The following is a 15,437-nucleotide window of genomic DNA, read 5'->3' as shown; positions in this document are numbered from 1 at the left end:
GCCAAGGCGCTTTCTTTTAGCGATAGACCGGGCCTTTCACCGCCGGCCCGGGAACCTGAAGGAGCCAGCATGAGCCTGCCCAATCCTGCCGACCTGATCAGCCAGATGGCGATCCGTCTCACGGCACACCTGGAACAACGCGGCATCCGCGAACCGCGCTACATCGGCATTCGCACCGGCGGCGTCTGGGTTGCCCAGGCCTTGCTCGAGGAGCTTGGCAGCCAATCGCCGCTGGGCACCCTGGACGTGTCCTTCTACCGCGACGACTTCAGCCAGAACGGCCTGCACCCACAGGTACGTCCTTCGGCGCTGCCGTTCGAGATCGAGGGCCAGCACCTGGTCCTGATCGATGACGTGCTGATGAGCGGCCGGACCATTCGCGCCGCCATGAACGAGTTGTTCGACTACGGCCGCCCGGCCAGTGTGACCCTGGTGTGCCTGCTGGACCTGGACGCCGCCGAGTTGCCGATCCGCCCGAACGTGGTCGGCGCGACGTTGACACTGGCCGCACACCAGCGGGTCAAGCTCTCCGGCCCCGCACCGCTGCAACTCGAACTGCAAGACCTTGCCCTTTAACAGCCCTTGTAAGAGTCCATCGCGATGACGCCTCTCGAAACCAAGCGCCCGCTGCAGCTCAACGATCAGGGCCAGCTGCGGCACTTCCTGTCCCTCGACGGCCTGCGCCGCGAGCTGCTGACGGAAATCCTCGACACCGCCGACTCGTTCCTCGAAGTCGGTGCCCGGGCGGTGAAGAAAGTCCCGTTGCTGCGCGGCAAGACCGTGTGCAACGTGTTCTTCGAAAACTCCACCCGCACCCGCACCACCTTCGAACTGGCGGCCCAGCGGCTGTCGGCGGACGTCATCACCCTCAACGTGTCGACGTCCTCGGCGAGCAAGGGCGAAACCCTGCTCGATACCCTGCGCAATCTCGAAGCCATGGCGGCGGACATGTTCGTCGTGCGTCACGGAGACTCCGGCGCGGCACACTTCATTGCCGAACACGTCTGCCCGCAGGTGGCGATCATCAACGGCGGCGACGGCCGTCACGCCCACCCGACCCAAGGCATGCTGGACATGCTGACCATTCGCCGGCACAAGGGCAGCTTCGAGAACCTCTCGGTGGCCATTGTCGGCGACATCCTGCACTCGCGGGTGGCTCGCTCGAACATGCTCGCCCTTAAGACCCTCGGTTGTCCGGACATCCGCGTGATCGCGCCGAAAACCCTGCTGCCCATCGGCGTCGAGCAGTACGGCGTGAAGGTCTACACCGACATGACCGAAGGCCTCAAGGACGTCGACGTGGTGATCATGCTGCGCCTGCAGCGTGAACGCATGACCGGTGGCCTGCTGCCCAGCGAAGGTGAGTTCTACCGCCTGTTCGGCCTCACCACCGCTCGCCTGGCCGGAGCCAAGCCGGATGCCATCGTCATGCACCCGGGGCCGATCAACCGCGGCGTGGAGATCGAGTCGGCGGTGGCCGATGGCCCCCATTCGGTGATTCTCAACCAGGTGACCTACGGCATCGCCATCCGCATGGCCGTGCTGTCCATGGCCATGAGCGGGCAAACGGCCCAGCGCCAATTCGACCAGGAGAACGCCCAGTGAAGCTCAGCATTCTCGGCGCACGCGTGATCGATCCGGCCAGCGGCCTGGATCAAGTGACTGACATCCATATCGATGCCTGCAAAATCGTCGCCCTGGGCGCCGCCCCGGCCGGTTTCGTGGCGGTCGAGACCCTCGACGCCCAAGGCCTGGTGGCCGCCCCCGGCCTGGTCGACCTGAACGTCGCCCTGCGCGAGCCTGGCTACAGTCGCAAAGGCAGCATCGTCAGCGAGACCCGGGCTGCCGCCGCCGGTGGCGTGACCAGCCTGTGCTGCCCGCCACAGACCAAACCGGTTCTGGACACCTCGGCCGTGGCCGAACTGATCCTCGACCGCGCTCGCGAAGCCGGCAATACCAAGGTCTTTCCGATTGGTGCATTGAGCAAAGGCCTCGATGGCGAACAACTGGCGGAGCTGATTGCGTTACGCGATGCCGGCTGCGTGGCGTTCGGCAACGGCCTGAACAGTTTCCGCAACACCCGTACCCTGTGCCGCGCCCTGGAATACGCAGCCACCTTCGGCCTGACGGTGATCTTCAACTCCCAGGATCACGACCTGGCCGAAGGTGGCCTGGCCCACGAAGGCCCGACCGCCAGCTTCCTCGGCCTGCCGGGCATACCTGAGACCGCCGAGACCGTGGCCCTGGCCCGCGACCTGTTGCTGGTGGAACAAAGCGGTGCGCGCGCGCACTTCAGCCAACTGACCAGCGCCCGTGGCGCGGCGCTGATCGCCCAGGCCCAGGCCCGCGGCTTGCCGGTGACCGCCGATGTGGCGCTGTACCAACTGATCCTGACCGACGAAGCCCTGATCGACTTCAACAGCGTCTATCACGTCCAGCCACCGCTGCGCACCCGCGCTGACCGGGATGGCCTGCGCGAGGCAGTGAAATCCGGAGTGATCTCGGCCATCTCCAGCCATCACCAACCCCATGAGCGCGATGCCAAGCTGGCACCCTTCGGCGCCACCGAACCGGGCATCAGCAGCGTCGAACTGCTGTTGCCGCTGGCGATGACACTGGTGGAAGACGGCCTGCTCGACCTGCCGACCTTGCTGGCGCGCCTTAGCGCCGGCCCGGCCCAGGCACTGCAACTACCAGCCGGAAAACTGGCGGTGGGTGCGGCAGCGGACCTGGTGCTGTTTGACCCGGCCGCCTCCACCGTGGTCGGGGAAAACTGGCGCTCCAAGGGCGACAACTGCCCGTTCCTGGGCCACAGCTTGCCGGGAGTGGTGCGTTATACCCTGATGGATGGGCGGGTCACTCATCAGGCCTGACACCGCGTCGCGCCTATCGCGAGCAGGCTCGCTCCCACATTGGGTTTCAGGGCATTCACACAATTTGTGTGCGCTGAAGATCCCTTGTGGGAGCGAGCCTGCTCGCGATGGGAGCAACCCGGTTTTACTGAAAAGCCCCACGCTTCTGCGCATTGCGAATCGAAACCTGGTCGTTCAGCGTCCAGAAGTCATACAGCACCCCCAGGAAGAACACCCCGCCAGTCAGCAGGTAGATGATCCCGCTGAGCCATTTGCCTTTGATACATCCGGTGCACGCCGAACACCCCGAGAAACGTCAACAGGATCCACGCCACGGTGTATTCGATGGGTCCTGGGGTGAAACGCAGGTCCGCTTCGCGGTCCATGGCAGGAATCAGGAACAGGTCGATCAGCCAGCCTATGCCCAGCAGGCCGAAGGTGAAGAACCAGATCGTGCCGGTGACCGGCTTGCCATAGTAGAAACGATGGGCCCCGGTGAAACCGAAAATCCAGAGCAGATACCCGATGATTTTGCTGTGGGTGTCATGGCTAGCGTCCAGCTGATAGCTGTTCATGAATGGCCTCTTTTGCCTCGATAGATAAATTTGTTCAGTTTATTTGTGACTTTTGTGTGTCTTGCCGACAAGCGGTCCTTGGCGCCTTGGGCGCAGCGGAGCCCCCGTATTCCGGGGCCTGTGCCGGACAATCGGGGCAAAATGGCGCATTCTCAGGGGTTACGCGCAGGATTTCGGATCGACAAACGGCCTCGGAATCCGCCAAAAAGCTGTTATAAAGTTGCGCGCCAACCTATAAGAGCCCTGCCTAATGCGTCCATTTTTCAAGACATGGCTAACCATTTGCCTATTATTGCCACTGGCCGCCCACGCCACCAATCGTGAGCAACGTCTTCCCAACGTCAACGGCTACACCCCGAAATCCCATGTTTCTGCGCCTTCGAGCAAGAACAAGCCCAGCGTCCAGTATACGAACACGGGCAACAGCAAGCTGGTTCCGCCCATGGCGACCAAAGCGAGCAGCAACGTATTGAGCCGTGCCGTGAATGTACTCGGCACACCTTATCGTTGGGGCGGCAGCAGCCCAAGTAAAGGCTTCGATTGCAGTGGCCTGGTGAAATATGCGTTCAACGACGCCACTTTCGACCTGCCACGCACCTCGAATGCCATGGCGGCCGGTCACGGTGAGAAAGTCGAGCGCAAGGACCTCAAGCCCGGCGACCTGATCTTCTTCAAGCTCAAGAGCCGCCGGGTCAACCACGTGGCCATCTACCTGGGCAACGACCGCTTCATTCACGCACCACGTCGCGGCAAGTCGGTGACCATCGACACCCTGAACAAACCGTACTGGGACACCCACTACGTGGTTGCCAAGCGGGTGTTGCCGAAAGAGCCGGGCGGGATGCGGGTCGTGCAGCGCTGATGATCGTTCCCACGCTCTGCGTGGGGATGCCTCAGCGGACGCTCTGCGTTCGGCTCTCAGGGACGCGGAGCGTCCCCGGCTGCGTTCCCACGCAGAGCGTGGGAACGATCGGAAAACCCCTCAGAAATTATCCGGCGTACGCGCCCGCTCCCGCGCGTGCTCACGGCTGATCAAGCCTTTGGTCACCAGGTCCTTCAGACACATATCCAGCGTCTGCATCCCCAGCGAACCGCCGGTCTGGATCGCCGAGTACATCTGCGCCACCTTGTCCTCGCGGATCAGGTTACGAATCGCCGATGTGCCCAGCATGATCTCATGAGCGGCGACCCGGCCGCCGCCGATCTTCTTGATCAGCGTCTGGGAAATCACCGCCTGCAATGATTCGGACAACATCGAGCGCACCATGGACTTCTCGTCTCCTGGGAACACGTCCACCACCCGGTCGATGGTCTTGGCCGCCGACGTGGTGTGCAGGGTGCCGAATACCAAGTGCCCGGTTTCGGCGGCGGTCAGTGCCAGGCGGATGGTTTCCAGGTCACGCATCTCCCCTACCAGGATCACGTCCGGGTCTTCCCGCAGGGCCGAACGCAGGGCCGTGGAAAAACCTTGGGTGTCGCGGTGCACTTCGCGCTGGTTGATCAGGCACTTGCGTGGTTCGTGAACAAATTCGATGGGGTCCTCGATGGTGAGGATGTGGTGATGCTTATGGGTGTTGAGGTAGTCGATCATCGCCGCCAGGGTGGTGGATTTGCCTGAGCCGGTTGGCCCGGTCACCAGCACCAGCCCGCGAGGGGCCTCGGTCACTTTGCGAAACACCTCGCCCATGCCCAGCTCTTCCATGGTCAGGACTTTCGACGGAATGGTCCGGAACACCGCCCCCGCGCCGCGATTCTGATTGAACGCGTTGACCCGAAACCGGGCGACCCCGGGTACATCGAAGGAAAAATCGGTTTCCAGAAACTTTTCGTAATCTACCCGTTGCCGGTCGTTCATGATGTCGTAGATCAGCTCATGAACCTGTTTGTGGTCCAGTGCCGGCAGGTTGATCCGCCGCACATCGCCATCAACCCGGATCATCGGCGGCAGCCCGGCGGACAGATGCAGGTCCGAAGCCCCCTGTTTGGCGCTGAACGCCAGCAGTTCAGTGATATCCATAGCGCTCCTCAATTCCAGTAGAATGCCGCGAACCTCAGACCGCTGGCGCTTCTTTATGTCCACGATAGCAGACAACATCGCTCAGGTTAGATCGCGCATCCGCGCTGCGGAGCAAGCCGCCCACCGCGCCGCAGACAGCGTCCAATTGCTGGCTGTGAGCAAGACCAAGCCCGCCCAGGCCCTGCGTGAAGCCTATGCCGCCGGCCTGCGGGACTTCGGTGAGAACTACCTGCAGGAAGCGCTGGGCAAGCAGGCCGAACTGGCTGACCTGCCCTTGATCTGGCACTTCATCGGCCCCATTCAATCGAACAAGACCCGTGCTATCGCCGAACATTTCGACTGGGTGCATTCCGTGGACCGCTTGAAAATTGCCCAACGCCTGTCCGAGCAGCGTCCGGACGGGTTACCACCGCTGAACATCTGCATTCAAGTCAACGTCAGCGGGGAAGCCAGCAAATCCGGTTGTACCCCGGAGGATCTGCCGGCCCTGGCCGATGCCATCGGCGCATTGCCACGCCTGACGCTCCGCGGACTGATGGCGATCCCCGAGCCAACCGAAGAGCGCGCCGCCCAGGACGCAGCCTTCGCCGCCGTCCAACGTTTGCAAGCCAGCCTGGCCCTGCCGCTGGACACGCTGTCCATGGGCATGAGTCACGATCTCGAATCCGCCATTACCCAGGGCGCCACCTGGGTCAGGATCGGTACCGCCTTGTTTGGTGCTCGCGACTACAGCGCCAACCAACCGTAAGCCATGCCGACTCAACTCCTCAATCAAGGACCTGTCATGAGCAACACGCGTATTGCCTTTATCGGCGCCGGCAACATGGCCGCCAGCCTGATCGGTGGCCTGCGGGCCAAGGGCCTGGACGCTGCGCAGATCCGCGCCAGCGATCCGGGTACCGAGACCCGCACCCGGGTGAGCAGCGAACACGGCATCGAGACCTTTGCCGACAACGCACAAGCCATCGATGGCGCGGACGTCATCGTGCTGGCGGTCAAGCCGCAAGCGATGAAAACCGTGTGCGAAGCCCTTCGCCCAAGCCTCAAGCCCCATCAACTGGTGGTGTCGATTGCCGCCGGCATCACCTGCGCAAGCATGAACAAATGGCTCGGCGACCAGCCCATCGTGCGCTGCATGCCCAACACCCCGGCGCTGTTGCGTCAGGGCGTCAGCGGCCTGTTCGCCACCCCACAGGTCAGTGCTGAACAGCGCCAGCAAGCTGAAGAGCTGCTGTCGGCCGTCGGCCTGGCGCTGTGGCTGGAGACCGAGCAGCAACTGGACGCGGTCACCGCCGTTTCCGGTTCAGGCCCGGCGTACTTCTTCCTGCTGATCGAAGCCATGACCGCTGCCGGCGAAAAACTTGGCCTGCCCCGCGAGATTGCCGCGCAGCTGACCTTGCAGACGGCTCTCGGCGCAGCCCACATGGCGACTTCCAGCGACGTCGATGCCGCCGAACTGCGCCGGCGCGTGACCTCGCCGGCCGGCACCACCGAAGCCGCCATCAAAGCGTTCCAGGCCGGGGGATTCGAAGCCCTGGTGGAAAAAGCACTCGGCGCCGCCGCGCACCGCTCGGCCGAAATGGCCGAACAACTGGGCCAATAAGGAGCCATTCATGATTGGATTGAACACCGCAGCGGTCTACGTGCTGCAAACCCTTGGCAGCCTGTACCTGCTGATCGTGCTGATGCGCTTCGTGCTGCAACTGGTCCGCGCCAACTTCTACAACCCGCTGTGCCAGTTCGTCGTCAAGGCCACTCAGCCACTGCTCAAGCCCCTACGGCGGATCATCCCGAGCCTGTTCGGCCTGGACATGTCGTCGCTGGTATTGGCGATCCTCGTGCAAATGGCACTGATGGCCCTGACCCTGCTGCTGACCTACGGCACCACCGGCAACCCGCTGCAACTGCTTATCTGGTCGATCATCGGCGTCACCGCGCTGTTCCTGAAGATCTTCTTCTTCGCCCTGATCATCAGCGTGATCCTGTCCTGGGTCGCCCCGGGCAGCCACAACCCGGGCGCCGAGCTGGTGAACCAGATCTGCGAACCAGCCCTGGCCCCGTTCCGTCGCATCGTGCCGAACCTCGGCGGCCTGGATATTTCGCCGATCCTGGCCTTCATGGTGCTCAAGCTGCTCGACATGCTGGTGATCAACAACCTCGCGGCGATGACCATGATGCCGGATATCCTGCGCGTCCTGATCTGACTGCATCATCGTTCGTCGCGGGCAAGCCATGCTCCCACATTGGAATGCATTCCCCTGTGGGACCATGGCTTGCCCGCGATAGCCACGCTTCGGTCTGGCAGGAAGCCTTCAAGCCAGACCTTTGCTTGCCGCTAACCCCAGCGGTCTTTAGACTTACGCCTCATTTCAACGAGAGCAGGGTCGATGCCAGCTGCCTTTCCCCCCGATTCCGTTGGTCTGGTGACGCCGCAAATGGCGCATTTCAGCGAGCCCCTGGCCCTGGCCTGCGGCCGTTCGTTGCCAGCCTATGACCTGATCTACGAAACCTACGGCACGCTCAACGCCACGGCGAGCAATGCCGTGCTGATCTGCCACGCCTTGTCGGGGCATCACCATGCCGCCGGCTATCACAGCGTCGACGATCGCAAGCCCGGCTGGTGGGACAGTTGCATTGGCCCCGGCAAACCGATCGACACCAACCGGTTCTTCGTCGTCAGCCTGAACAACCTGGGCGGCTGCAACGGCTCCACCGGCCCCAGCAGCCTCAACCCGGACACCGGCAAACCATTCGGCGCCGACTTTCCGGTGTTGACCGTGGAAGACTGGGTCCACAGCCAGGCCCGCCTGGCCGACCGCCTCGGCATCGGTCAATGGGCGGCGGTGATCGGCGGCAGCCTGGGCGGGATGCAGGCCCTGCAATGGACCATCACCTACCCTGATCGCGTGCGCCATTGCCTGGCAATCGCCTCGGCCCCCAAGCTGTCGGCACAGAACATCGCCTTCAACGAAGTGGCGCGCCAGGCGATCCTCACCGACCCGGAATTCCACGGCGGTTCGTTCCAGGAGCACGGCGTGATCCCCAAGCGCGGGTTGATGCTGGCGCGGATGGTCGGGCACATCACCTACCTGTCCGACGATTCCATGGGCGAGAAATTCGGCCGTGGTCTCAAGAGCGAAAAGCTCAATTACGACTTCCACAGCGTCGAGTTCCAGGTGGAAAGCTACCTGCGTTATCAAGGTGAGGAATTCTCCGGGCGCTTCGACGCCAACACCTACCTGTTGATGACCAAGGCACTGGACTACTTCGATCCGGCGGCGAACTTCGACGATAACCTGGCGAAAACCTTCGCTGGCGCCACCGCCAGGTTCTGCGTGATGTCGTTCACCACCGACTGGCGCTTCTCCCCGGCCCGTTCCCGGGAACTGGTGGACGCACTGATGGCTGCGCGCAAGGACGTCTGCTACCTGGAAATCGACGCGCCCCAGGGCCACGACGCCTTTCTGATTCCGATCCCGCGCTACCTGCAGGCGTTCGGCAACTACATGAACCGTATTACGCTGTGAGGACGCCATGAGAGCCGATCTGGACATCATCCAGGAATGGATCCCCGCCGGCAGCCGCGTGCTTGACCTGGGCTGCGGCAACGGCGAACTGCTGACCTGGCTGCGGGACAACAAGCAAGTCACCGGCTACGGCCTGGAAAACGACCCGGACAACATCGCCGAGTGCATCGCCAAGGGCATCAACGTCATCGAACAGGACCTGGACAAGGGCCTGGGCAACTTCGCCAGCAACAGCTTCGACATCGTGGTCATGACCCAGGCCCTGCAAGCGGTGCACTACCCGGACAGGATCCTCGACGAAATGCTCCGGGTCGGACGTCAGTGCATCATCACCTTCCCCAACTTCGGACACTGGCGCTGCCGCTGGTACCTGGCGAGCAAGGGCCGCATGCCGGTGTCGGAGTTCTTGCCCTACACCTGGTACAACACGCCGAACATCCACTTCTGCACCTTCGAGGACTTCGAAGCGTTGTGCCGCGAACGCCAGGCCAAGGTCATCAACCGCCTGGCGGTGGATCAGCAGCACCGCCACGGGTGGGCCAGCAAGCTATGGCCTAATCTATTAGGTGAAATAGGCATCTATCGGGTCAGCAGCCCAGGCCTTGCCGATCATCAGGTCGCCGTGTGAACCCCGACCCCGTTCCCAGGAGTGCAACATGAAACGTCTCGCGTTGTTTCTCATCACTGCTTGTCTCTGCGCCGGCGTCATGGCCGCCGACGCCATCAAGGCCGAGCGCAAGGAAGTGTTCGGTGACGTCACCGTGCACTACAACACCTTCAACTCCACCTTCCTGACATCGGACATCGCCAAGGCCGCCGAGCTGGTCCGCAGCAAGAACCAGGGCGTGATCAATGTGTCGGTGATCAAGGATGGCAAGCCGTTGATGGCCGAGGTCAGCGGCACGGTCAAGGACCTGACCAGCAAGACGGTCCCCCTGACGTTCCGCCAGATCAGCGAACAAGGCGCGATCTACTACATCGCCCAGTATCCGGTAGAGCAGCAGGAAACCCGTACCTTCGAGATCAAGGTCAAGACGGGCGACAAGGTCAACACCCTCAACTTCAACCAGGAGCTGTTCCCCGCCGAATGATGAACCTCAGCCAACTCGTACTCGCCAGCCATAACGCCGGCAAACTCAAGGAACTCCAGGCCATGCTCGGCGGATCGGTGCACCTGCGCTCGATTGGTGAGTTCAGCCAGGTGGAGCCGGAAGAAACCGGCCTGTCGTTCGTCGAAAACGCGATCCTCAAGGCCCGCAACGCCGCGCGCATCTCCGACCTCCCGGCGCTGGCGGACGATTCCGGGTTGGCGGTGGATTTCCTCGGCGGCGCGCCGGGCATCTACTCGGCCCGCTACGCCGACGGCAAGGGTGATGCGGCGAACAACGCCAAGCTGCTCGACGCCCTCAAGGACGTGCCTGAAGCCGAGCGTGGCGCACAATTCGTTTGCGTCCTGGCACTGGTGCGACATGCCGATGATCCGCTGCCGATCCTCTGCGAAGGGCTGTGGCAGGGGCGCATTCTCACCGAAGCCAGCGGCGAGCACGGCTTCGGCTACGACCCGCTGTTCTGGGTGCCGGAGCGCAATTGCTCCAGCGCCGAATTGGGCCCGGTGGAAAAAAATCAACTGAGCCACCGCGCCCGCGCCATGGCCCTGCTGCGTCAACGCCTGAGCCTGCAATGAACAATGACTCTCCCGCGCCGCTGATTCATGGCGGCGCACACACGCCACGGGCACCGCTTCCAGTGTTGCCGCCCCTGGCGTTGTACGTCCACATCCCGTGGTGCGTACGCAAATGCCCGTATTGCGATTTCAACTCCCACACCGCCAGCCCGCAGCTGCCGGAAGAAGAGTACGTCGATGCCTTGCTGGCCGATCTCGACCAGGATCTGCACGGGGTCTATGGCCGCAAACTGAGCTCGATCTTCTTCGGCGGCGGCACTCCCAGCCTGTTCAGCGCCCAGGCCCTGGGCCGGCTGCTCAAGGGTGTCGAAGTGCGGATAGCCTTCGCCGACGACATTGAAATCACCCTGGAGGCCAACCCCGGCACCTTCGAGCAAGAGAAATTCGTGGCTTACCGGGCCTTGGGCATCAATCGCCTGTCCATTGGCATCCAGAGCTTCCAGCAGGCCAAGCTCGAAGCCCTGGGCCGGATCCATAACGGCGACGAAGCGGTGCGCGCCGCCGGCATGGCCCGCCAGGCCGGTTTCGATAACTTCAACCTTGACCTGATGCATGGTCTGCCCGACCAATCCCTCGACGATGCCTTGAGCGACCTGCGCCAGGCCATCGCCCTGAAGCCCACCCATCTCTCCTGGTATCAACTGACACTGGAGCCGAACACGGTGTTCTGGAACCAGCCGCCAACGTTGCCGGAAGACGACACGTTGTGGGACATCCAGGAAGCCGGACAAGCGCTGCTGGCCGAACACGGCTACGCCCAATACGAAGTGTCGGCCTACGCCCAACCAGGTCGGGCGGCACGGCATAACCTCAATTACTGGAGCTTCGGCGACTTCATCGGCATCGGCGCCGGCGCCCATGGCAAGCTCAGCCATCCAGACGGGCGCATCGTGCGCACCTGGAAGACCCGCCTGCCCAAGGACTACCTCAACCCGGACAAGCGTTTCCTGGCCGGCGAGAAGATACTGGCCAACGAAGAGCTGCCGTTTGAATTCCTGATGAACGCCCTGCGCCTGACCGAAGGGGTGGACGCGCGGCTATACCCGGAACGCACCGGCCTGCCCCTGCAAAGCCTGGCCGAAGGTCGCCGTGAAGCCGAACAAAGCGGGTTGTTGCAGGTCGAACCGTCACGTCTGGCGGCCACCGAGCGCGGACAGCTGTTTCTCAATGACTTGCTGCAGAAATTTCTGAGCTGATCAACACAAGGAAATCGAATGGATCTGGTACTCGACCTGCTCGCCACCGTGTCCCGCTGGAGCCGCAGCAACCTGTCGGAAATCTCCCTGGCATTGGTCGGCTGCCTGCTGGTGCTGTTCGGCGCAGACATCAAGGCCTGGGTCGAACAACGCCTGGGCAGCATCGCCGGCGCGTTGCGCGTCCCGCTGATCGCCCTGCTGTGCATGATCGGCAGCGGCGCGGCGCTGATCTACGCCACGCCGTGGGTGGTGCGGGGGCTGAGCCAGTTCAACAACTACAGCCTGGCACCGGTGCTGTTGGTGGTGCTGGTATTGATCGGGGTGGTGGCGGACCGTCGCTGACCTTCGCAGCGCCCTGAAACAACTGTGGGAGCGAGCCTGCTCGCGATGAGGCCATCACAGTCAACATCCAGGTGACTGTCAGGCCGCCATCGCGAGCAGGCTCGCTCCCACATTGAACTGCGTATGGCTTAGGACTGCTTCTCGAACTTCAGATCCCAAACCCCATGCCCAAGCCGTTCACCACGGCGCTCGAACTTGGTGATCGGCCGTTCGGCCGGACGGGGCACGCACTTGCCGTCTTCGGCGAGGTTGCGATAACCCGGGGCGACGTTCATCACTTCCAGCATGTACTCGGCGTAGGGTTCCCAGTCGGTGGCCATGTGCAGCACACCGCCGACCTTCAACTTGCTGCGTACCAGCTCGGCGAATGACGCCTGGACGATACGACGCTTGTGGTGACGGCTCTTGTGCCATGGGTCCGGGAAGAACAGCATCAGCCGGTCCAGGCTGTTGTCGGCCACGCAACGGTTGAGCACTTCGATGGCGTCGCAATCGTAGACCCGCAGGTTGGTCAGCCCTTGGGTCAGCACGCCATTGAGCAACGCACCGACACCCGGACGGTGCACTTCCACGCCGATGAAGTCCTGCTCCGGCGCAGCGGCGGCCATTTCCAGCAGCGAATGGCCCATGCCAAAGCCGATTTCCAGCGAGCGCGGGGCCGAGCGGCCAAACACCTGGTCGAAGTCCACCGGCGCGTCGGCCAGGGGCAGGACGAACAGCGGCGCGCCCTGCTCCAGGCCGCGCTGCTGGCCTTCAGTCATACGCCCGGCGCGCATCACAAAACTCTTGATGCGGCGGTGTTGGCGCTCTTCGCCTTCGTCCGGCTGGACAGGCGTGTCGTTCGATTCAGTCATCAATGGCTCTTACTTGATCAGACCATCCAGCGGCGAGGAGGCGCTGGCGTAAAGTTTTTTCGGCATGCGGCCAGCGAGATAGGCCAGGCGCCCGGCGACAATGGCGTGTTTCATGGCTTCGGCCATCAGGATCGGCTGCTGGGCGTGGGCGATGGCGGAGTTCATCAGCACCGCTTCGCAACCCAGTTCCATGGCGATGGTGGCGTCGGACGCGGTACCGACGCCGGCATCCACCAGCACCGGGATCTTGGCTTCTTCAAGGATGATCTGCAGGTTGTAAGGGTTGCAGATCCCCAGGCCCGTACCGATCAGGCCGGCCAGCGGCATCACCGCGATGCAGCCGATTTCCGCCAGTTGCCGGGCGATGATCGGATCGTCGCTGGTGTACACCATGACGTCGAAACCTTCCTTGACCAGCGTCTCGGCGGCCTTGAGGGTTTCGATCACGTTGGGAAACAGGGTCTTCTGGTCGGCCAGCACTTCCAGCTTCACCAGGTTGTGGCCGTCCAGCAGCTCACGGGCCAGGCGGCAGGTGCGCACGGCTTCGATGGCGTCGAAGCAGCCGGCGGTGTTGGGCAGGATGGTGTAGCGATCCGGCGGCAGGATATCCAGCAGGTTCGGTTCGCCCGGGTTCTGGCCGATGTTGGTCCGACGCACCGCGACGGTGACGATTTCGGCGCCCGAAGCCTCGATGGCCAGGCGGGTTTCTTCCATATCGCGGTACTTGCCGGTGCCTACCAGCAAGCGCGACTGGTAGGTACGACCGGCCAGGACGAAGGGCTTGTCGCTACGAACGATGCTCATGGGAAATCCTCTGTTGGGATGAGGTTCTTGCGAAATGCTGCGAAACCGCTAGCCGCCGCCGATGGCGTGCACGACTTCAACCTGGTCACCCTCGTTGAGGGCGGTGTCGGCATGCTGGCTGCGCGGGACGATATCCAGATTGAGCTCCACCGCGACACGGCGTCCGGTGAGATCCAGACGGGTCAGCAGGGCCGCAACGGTTTCACCGTCGGGCAATTCAAAGGGTTCGCCGTTCAACTGAATGCGCATGCCGGATGCCGCCATCATTTTTAGGGGCTGGCATTCTAGCCCGATCAGCCTGGGCGACCCAAGCCATTCGTCATGAAATGGACCGGCCGGTCAACCCAGCCGCCAGGCGGCGAGCCCCAGGCACAGCCAACCCATCAGGAACGCCACACCACCGAACGGAGTGATAATGCCCAGCTTGCTGATACCCGTGAGCGTCAACAAGTACAAGCTACCGGAGAACAGCAGGATGCCGACCACGAAGGAAATGCCGGCCCAAGTGACGATGCGACCGGGAATGTGTGTGGCCAGCAGCGCGACGCCCAGCAACGCCAGGGTGTGCACCAATTGATAGGTGACGCCTGTATGAAAAATGGCCAGGTAGTCGGCGCTCAAGCGGTTCTTCAGACCATGGGCGGCGAAGGCCCCCAGAGCGACGCCCGTGAAGCCGAAAAAGGCAGCCAGCATCAGAAAGCTACGCAGCATGAGAACTCCAGTCAGACTCAGTGGACAGGGTCTGTATAATGGCCCGCTCGACGGGTTCGGCCAAGCCATCTCTATGCTGCGTACATTATTTCGACGATTCCTCAAAGCCCTGCTCTGGTTCGCCGTCGGCAGCGTTGTCCTGGTGCTGCTATTGCGCGTGGTGCCACCGCCGTTCACAGCGCTGATGATCGAGCGCAAAGTTGAATCCTGGGTCGACGGCGAACCGATCGACCTGCAACGCACCTGGCAGCCCTGGGACCGGATCTCCGACAGCCTCAAGGTCGCGGTGATTGCTGGCGAAGACCAGAAATTTCCCGAGCATTGGGGCTTCGACATCGGCGCGATCCAGGCCGCATTCGCCCATAACGGCCGCGGCGGTTCGATTCGTGGCGCCAGCACCCTCAGCCAGCAAGTTTCCAAGAACCTGTTCCTGTGGTCGGGCCGCAGCTGGCTGCGCAAGGGCTTCGAAGCCTGGTTCACCGCGCTGATCGAGGTGCTCTGGCCCAAGCAGCGGATTCTTGAGGTGTACCTCAATAGCGTGGAGTGGGACAACGGCGTATTCGGTGCCGAGGCCGCGGCGCGACACCATTTCCGCGTTGGTGCCGATGCCCTGTCCCGGCAGCAGGCAAGCCTGCTGGCGGCGGTACTGCCCAACCCTCGAAAATGGAGCGCCAGCCGGCCAAGCCCCTATGTACTGCGACGGGCAAGCTGGATACGCCAGCAGATGAGCCAACTGGGGGGCGATAGTTACCTGCTGGGACTCAATGACTCGCGACGGGCGCCCTGGGCTCAATAGCCGCCACACCACAGTTCCCTTGTGGGAGCGAGCCTGCTCGCGATAGCGGTGTGTCAGTCAGCAGTCATGTATCAGGTAT

General features: G+C 62.7%; 19 protein-coding genes and 1 pseudogene. 14 read left to right on the top strand and 6 right to left on the bottom strand.

What is annotated here, in order from left to right:
- The first annotated feature begins 69 nt into the window (after positions 1-69).
- From pyrR to ACODTO_RS13170, 3 genes are read left to right on the top strand one after another with little or no spacing between them, the layout of a single operon-like run.
- Positions 70-576, top strand: a complete 507-nt coding sequence (pyrR, locus tag ACODTO_RS13180; protein ID WP_139640871.1) for a bifunctional pyr operon transcriptional regulator/uracil phosphoribosyltransferase PyrR — start codon at positions 70-72, stop codon at positions 574-576.
- A 24-nt stretch (positions 577-600) separates the two neighbouring features.
- Complete coding sequence (locus ACODTO_RS13175) at positions 601-1,605, top strand: aspartate carbamoyltransferase catalytic subunit (protein ID WP_003177495.1); 1,005 nt, start codon at positions 601-603, stop codon at positions 1,603-1,605.
- Positions 1,602-2,873: a dihydroorotase gene (locus ACODTO_RS13170; RefSeq protein ID WP_489106560.1), complete on the top strand. Its 1,272-nt coding sequence runs from the start codon at positions 1,602-1,604 to the stop codon at positions 2,871-2,873. Before ACODTO_RS13175 ends, ACODTO_RS13170 begins: the two co-directional genes overlap by 4 nt.
- Positions 2,874-2,997: 124 nt before the next feature.
- Here the strand turns inward: ACODTO_RS13170 and ACODTO_RS13165 are convergent.
- Positions 2,998-3,427: pseudogene (locus ACODTO_RS13165) on the bottom strand (NINE protein).
- Between the two features lie 250 nt (positions 3,428-3,677).
- Between ACODTO_RS13165 and ACODTO_RS13160 the strand changes: the two are divergent.
- A complete protein-coding gene (locus ACODTO_RS13160; protein WP_139640877.1) occupies positions 3,678-4,289 on the top strand; it encodes a C40 family peptidase in 612 nt (203 codons plus the stop codon).
- Between the two features lie 120 nt (positions 4,290-4,409).
- Here the strand turns inward: ACODTO_RS13160 and ACODTO_RS13155 are convergent, their stop codons facing one another.
- On the bottom strand, positions 4,410-5,444 hold the full coding sequence (locus ACODTO_RS13155) for a type IV pilus twitching motility protein PilT (RefSeq protein WP_139640879.1): 1,035 nt from the start codon (positions 5,442-5,444) through the stop codon (positions 4,410-4,412).
- A 55-nt stretch (positions 5,445-5,499) separates the two neighbouring features.
- Here ACODTO_RS13155 and ACODTO_RS13150 point away from each other — a divergent pair, with 55 nt between their 5' ends.
- The 9 genes from ACODTO_RS13150 to ACODTO_RS13110 all read left to right on the top strand — a co-directional run bounded on the left by ACODTO_RS13150 (position 5,500) and on the right by ACODTO_RS13110 (position 12,193).
- Positions 5,500-6,192, top strand: coding sequence for a YggS family pyridoxal phosphate-dependent enzyme (locus ACODTO_RS13150; RefSeq protein WP_139640880.1), 693 nt, complete (start codon positions 5,500-5,502; stop codon positions 6,190-6,192).
- 36 nt (positions 6,193-6,228) lie between these two features.
- Positions 6,229-7,047 (top strand): pyrroline-5-carboxylate reductase, encoded by an 819-nt coding sequence (gene proC, locus ACODTO_RS13145; protein ID WP_139640882.1) that lies wholly within the window; start codon positions 6,229-6,231, stop codon positions 7,045-7,047.
- 10 nt (positions 7,048-7,057) lie between these two features.
- Positions 7,058-7,648 carry a YggT family protein gene (locus tag ACODTO_RS13140; RefSeq protein ID WP_041023978.1) on the top strand — a complete coding sequence of 197 codons (591 nt, stop codon included), beginning with the start codon at positions 7,058-7,060 and terminating at the stop codon, positions 7,646-7,648.
- Between the two features lie 183 nt (positions 7,649-7,831).
- Positions 7,832-8,971 (top strand): homoserine O-succinyltransferase MetX, encoded by a 1,140-nt coding sequence (gene metX, locus ACODTO_RS13135; RefSeq protein ID WP_175362326.1) that lies wholly within the window; start codon positions 7,832-7,834, stop codon positions 8,969-8,971.
- A 7-nt stretch (positions 8,972-8,978) separates the two neighbouring features.
- Positions 8,979-9,599: a methionine biosynthesis protein MetW gene (gene metW / locus ACODTO_RS13130; protein WP_175362325.1), complete on the top strand. Its 621-nt coding sequence runs from the start codon at positions 8,979-8,981 to the stop codon at positions 9,597-9,599.
- 28 nt (positions 9,600-9,627) lie between these two features.
- Positions 9,628-10,062 (top strand): DUF4426 domain-containing protein, encoded by a 435-nt coding sequence (locus tag ACODTO_RS13125; protein ID WP_139640888.1) that lies wholly within the window; start codon positions 9,628-9,630, stop codon positions 10,060-10,062.
- Positions 10,059-10,655 (top strand): RdgB/HAM1 family non-canonical purine NTP pyrophosphatase, encoded by a 597-nt coding sequence (gene rdgB / locus ACODTO_RS13120; RefSeq protein ID WP_489106559.1) that lies wholly within the window; start codon positions 10,059-10,061, stop codon positions 10,653-10,655. The genes ACODTO_RS13125 and rdgB overlap by 4 nt, the downstream gene beginning before the upstream one ends.
- Complete coding sequence (gene hemW / locus ACODTO_RS13115; protein ID WP_489106558.1) at positions 10,652-11,851, top strand: radical SAM family heme chaperone HemW; 1,200 nt, start codon at positions 10,652-10,654, stop codon at positions 11,849-11,851. Before rdgB ends, hemW begins: the two co-directional genes overlap by 4 nt.
- Before the next feature lie 18 nt (positions 11,852-11,869).
- A complete protein-coding gene (locus tag ACODTO_RS13110; RefSeq protein ID WP_024778900.1) occupies positions 11,870-12,193 on the top strand; it encodes a DUF3392 domain-containing protein in 324 nt (107 codons plus the stop codon).
- Positions 12,194-12,321: 128 nt separating this feature from the next.
- On the opposite strand, the gene trmB is transcribed toward ACODTO_RS13110, so the two are convergent.
- The 4 genes from trmB to ACODTO_RS13090 form a co-directional block, all read right to left on the bottom strand.
- Positions 12,322-13,047 carry a tRNA (guanosine(46)-N7)-methyltransferase TrmB gene (gene trmB / locus ACODTO_RS13105; RefSeq protein ID WP_139640894.1) on the bottom strand — a complete coding sequence of 242 codons (726 nt, stop codon included), beginning with the start codon at positions 13,045-13,047 and terminating at the stop codon, positions 12,322-12,324.
- Between the two features lie 9 nt (positions 13,048-13,056).
- Complete coding sequence (locus ACODTO_RS13100) at positions 13,057-13,851, bottom strand: thiazole synthase (RefSeq protein ID WP_003177480.1); 795 nt, start codon at positions 13,849-13,851, stop codon at positions 13,057-13,059.
- 48 nt (positions 13,852-13,899) lie between these two features.
- Entirely contained in the window at positions 13,900-14,100 is a 201-nt protein-coding gene (thiS, locus tag ACODTO_RS13095; RefSeq protein WP_024778903.1) for a sulfur carrier protein ThiS, read from the bottom strand.
- A gap of 90 nt (positions 14,101-14,190) precedes the next feature.
- A complete protein-coding gene (locus ACODTO_RS13090; protein ID WP_139640896.1) occupies positions 14,191-14,562 on the bottom strand; it encodes a DUF423 domain-containing protein in 372 nt (123 codons plus the stop codon).
- A 73-nt stretch (positions 14,563-14,635) separates the two neighbouring features.
- On the opposite strand from ACODTO_RS13090, the gene mtgA reads away from it, so the two are divergent.
- Positions 14,636-15,358 carry a monofunctional biosynthetic peptidoglycan transglycosylase gene (gene mtgA, locus ACODTO_RS13085; RefSeq protein WP_055127828.1) on the top strand — a complete coding sequence of 241 codons (723 nt, stop codon included), beginning with the start codon at positions 14,636-14,638 and terminating at the stop codon, positions 15,356-15,358.
- Positions 15,359-15,437: the final 79 nt, after the last annotated feature.

Source organism: Pseudomonas sp. FG13 (assembly GCF_057809755.1).
This window is presented reverse-complemented; position numbering and strand designations above follow the sequence as displayed.

Bases quoted from the DNA above. Each gene is read 5' to 3' on its own strand.
- metW (WP_175362325.1), top strand. From the start codon at position 8,979: ATGAGAGCCGATCTGGACATCATCCAGGAATGGATCCCCGCCGGCAGC.
- ACODTO_RS13155 (WP_139640879.1), bottom strand. From the start codon at position 5,444: ATGGATATCACTGAACTGCTGGCGTTCAGCGCCAAACAGGGGGCTTCG.
- proC (WP_139640882.1), top strand. From the start codon at position 6,229: ATGAGCAACACGCGTATTGCCTTTATCGGCGCCGGCAACATGGCCGCC.
- ACODTO_RS13160 (WP_139640877.1), top strand. From the start codon at position 3,678: ATGCGTCCATTTTTCAAGACATGGCTAACCATTTGCCTATTATTGCCA.
- ACODTO_RS13150 (WP_139640880.1), top strand. From the start codon at position 5,500: ATGTCCACGATAGCAGACAACATCGCTCAGGTTAGATCGCGCATCCGC.
- rdgB (WP_489106559.1), top strand. From the start codon at position 10,059: ATGATGAACCTCAGCCAACTCGTACTCGCCAGCCATAACGCCGGCAAA.
- trmB (WP_139640894.1), bottom strand. From the start codon at position 13,047: ATGACTGAATCGAACGACACGCCTGTCCAGCCGGACGAAGGCGAAGAG.
- ACODTO_RS13140 (WP_041023978.1), top strand. From the start codon at position 7,058: ATGATTGGATTGAACACCGCAGCGGTCTACGTGCTGCAAACCCTTGGC.
- ACODTO_RS13125 (WP_139640888.1), top strand. From the start codon at position 9,628: ATGAAACGTCTCGCGTTGTTTCTCATCACTGCTTGTCTCTGCGCCGGC.
- metX (WP_175362326.1), top strand. From the start codon at position 7,832: ATGCCAGCTGCCTTTCCCCCCGATTCCGTTGGTCTGGTGACGCCGCAA.
- ACODTO_RS13110 (WP_024778900.1), top strand. From the start codon at position 11,870: ATGGATCTGGTACTCGACCTGCTCGCCACCGTGTCCCGCTGGAGCCGC.
- ACODTO_RS13090 (WP_139640896.1), bottom strand. From the start codon at position 14,562: ATGCTGCGTAGCTTTCTGATGCTGGCTGCCTTTTTCGGCTTCACGGGC.
- ACODTO_RS13175 (WP_003177495.1), top strand. From the start codon at position 601: ATGACGCCTCTCGAAACCAAGCGCCCGCTGCAGCTCAACGATCAGGGC.
- hemW (WP_489106558.1), top strand. From the start codon at position 10,652: ATGAACAATGACTCTCCCGCGCCGCTGATTCATGGCGGCGCACACACG.
- ACODTO_RS13100 (WP_003177480.1), bottom strand. From the start codon at position 13,851: ATGAGCATCGTTCGTAGCGACAAGCCCTTCGTCCTGGCCGGTCGTACC.
- mtgA (WP_055127828.1), top strand. From the start codon at position 14,636: ATGCTGCGTACATTATTTCGACGATTCCTCAAAGCCCTGCTCTGGTTC.
- thiS (WP_024778903.1), bottom strand. From the start codon at position 14,100: ATGCGCATTCAGTTGAACGGCGAACCCTTTGAATTGCCCGACGGTGAA.
- pyrR (WP_139640871.1), top strand. From the start codon at position 70: ATGAGCCTGCCCAATCCTGCCGACCTGATCAGCCAGATGGCGATCCGT.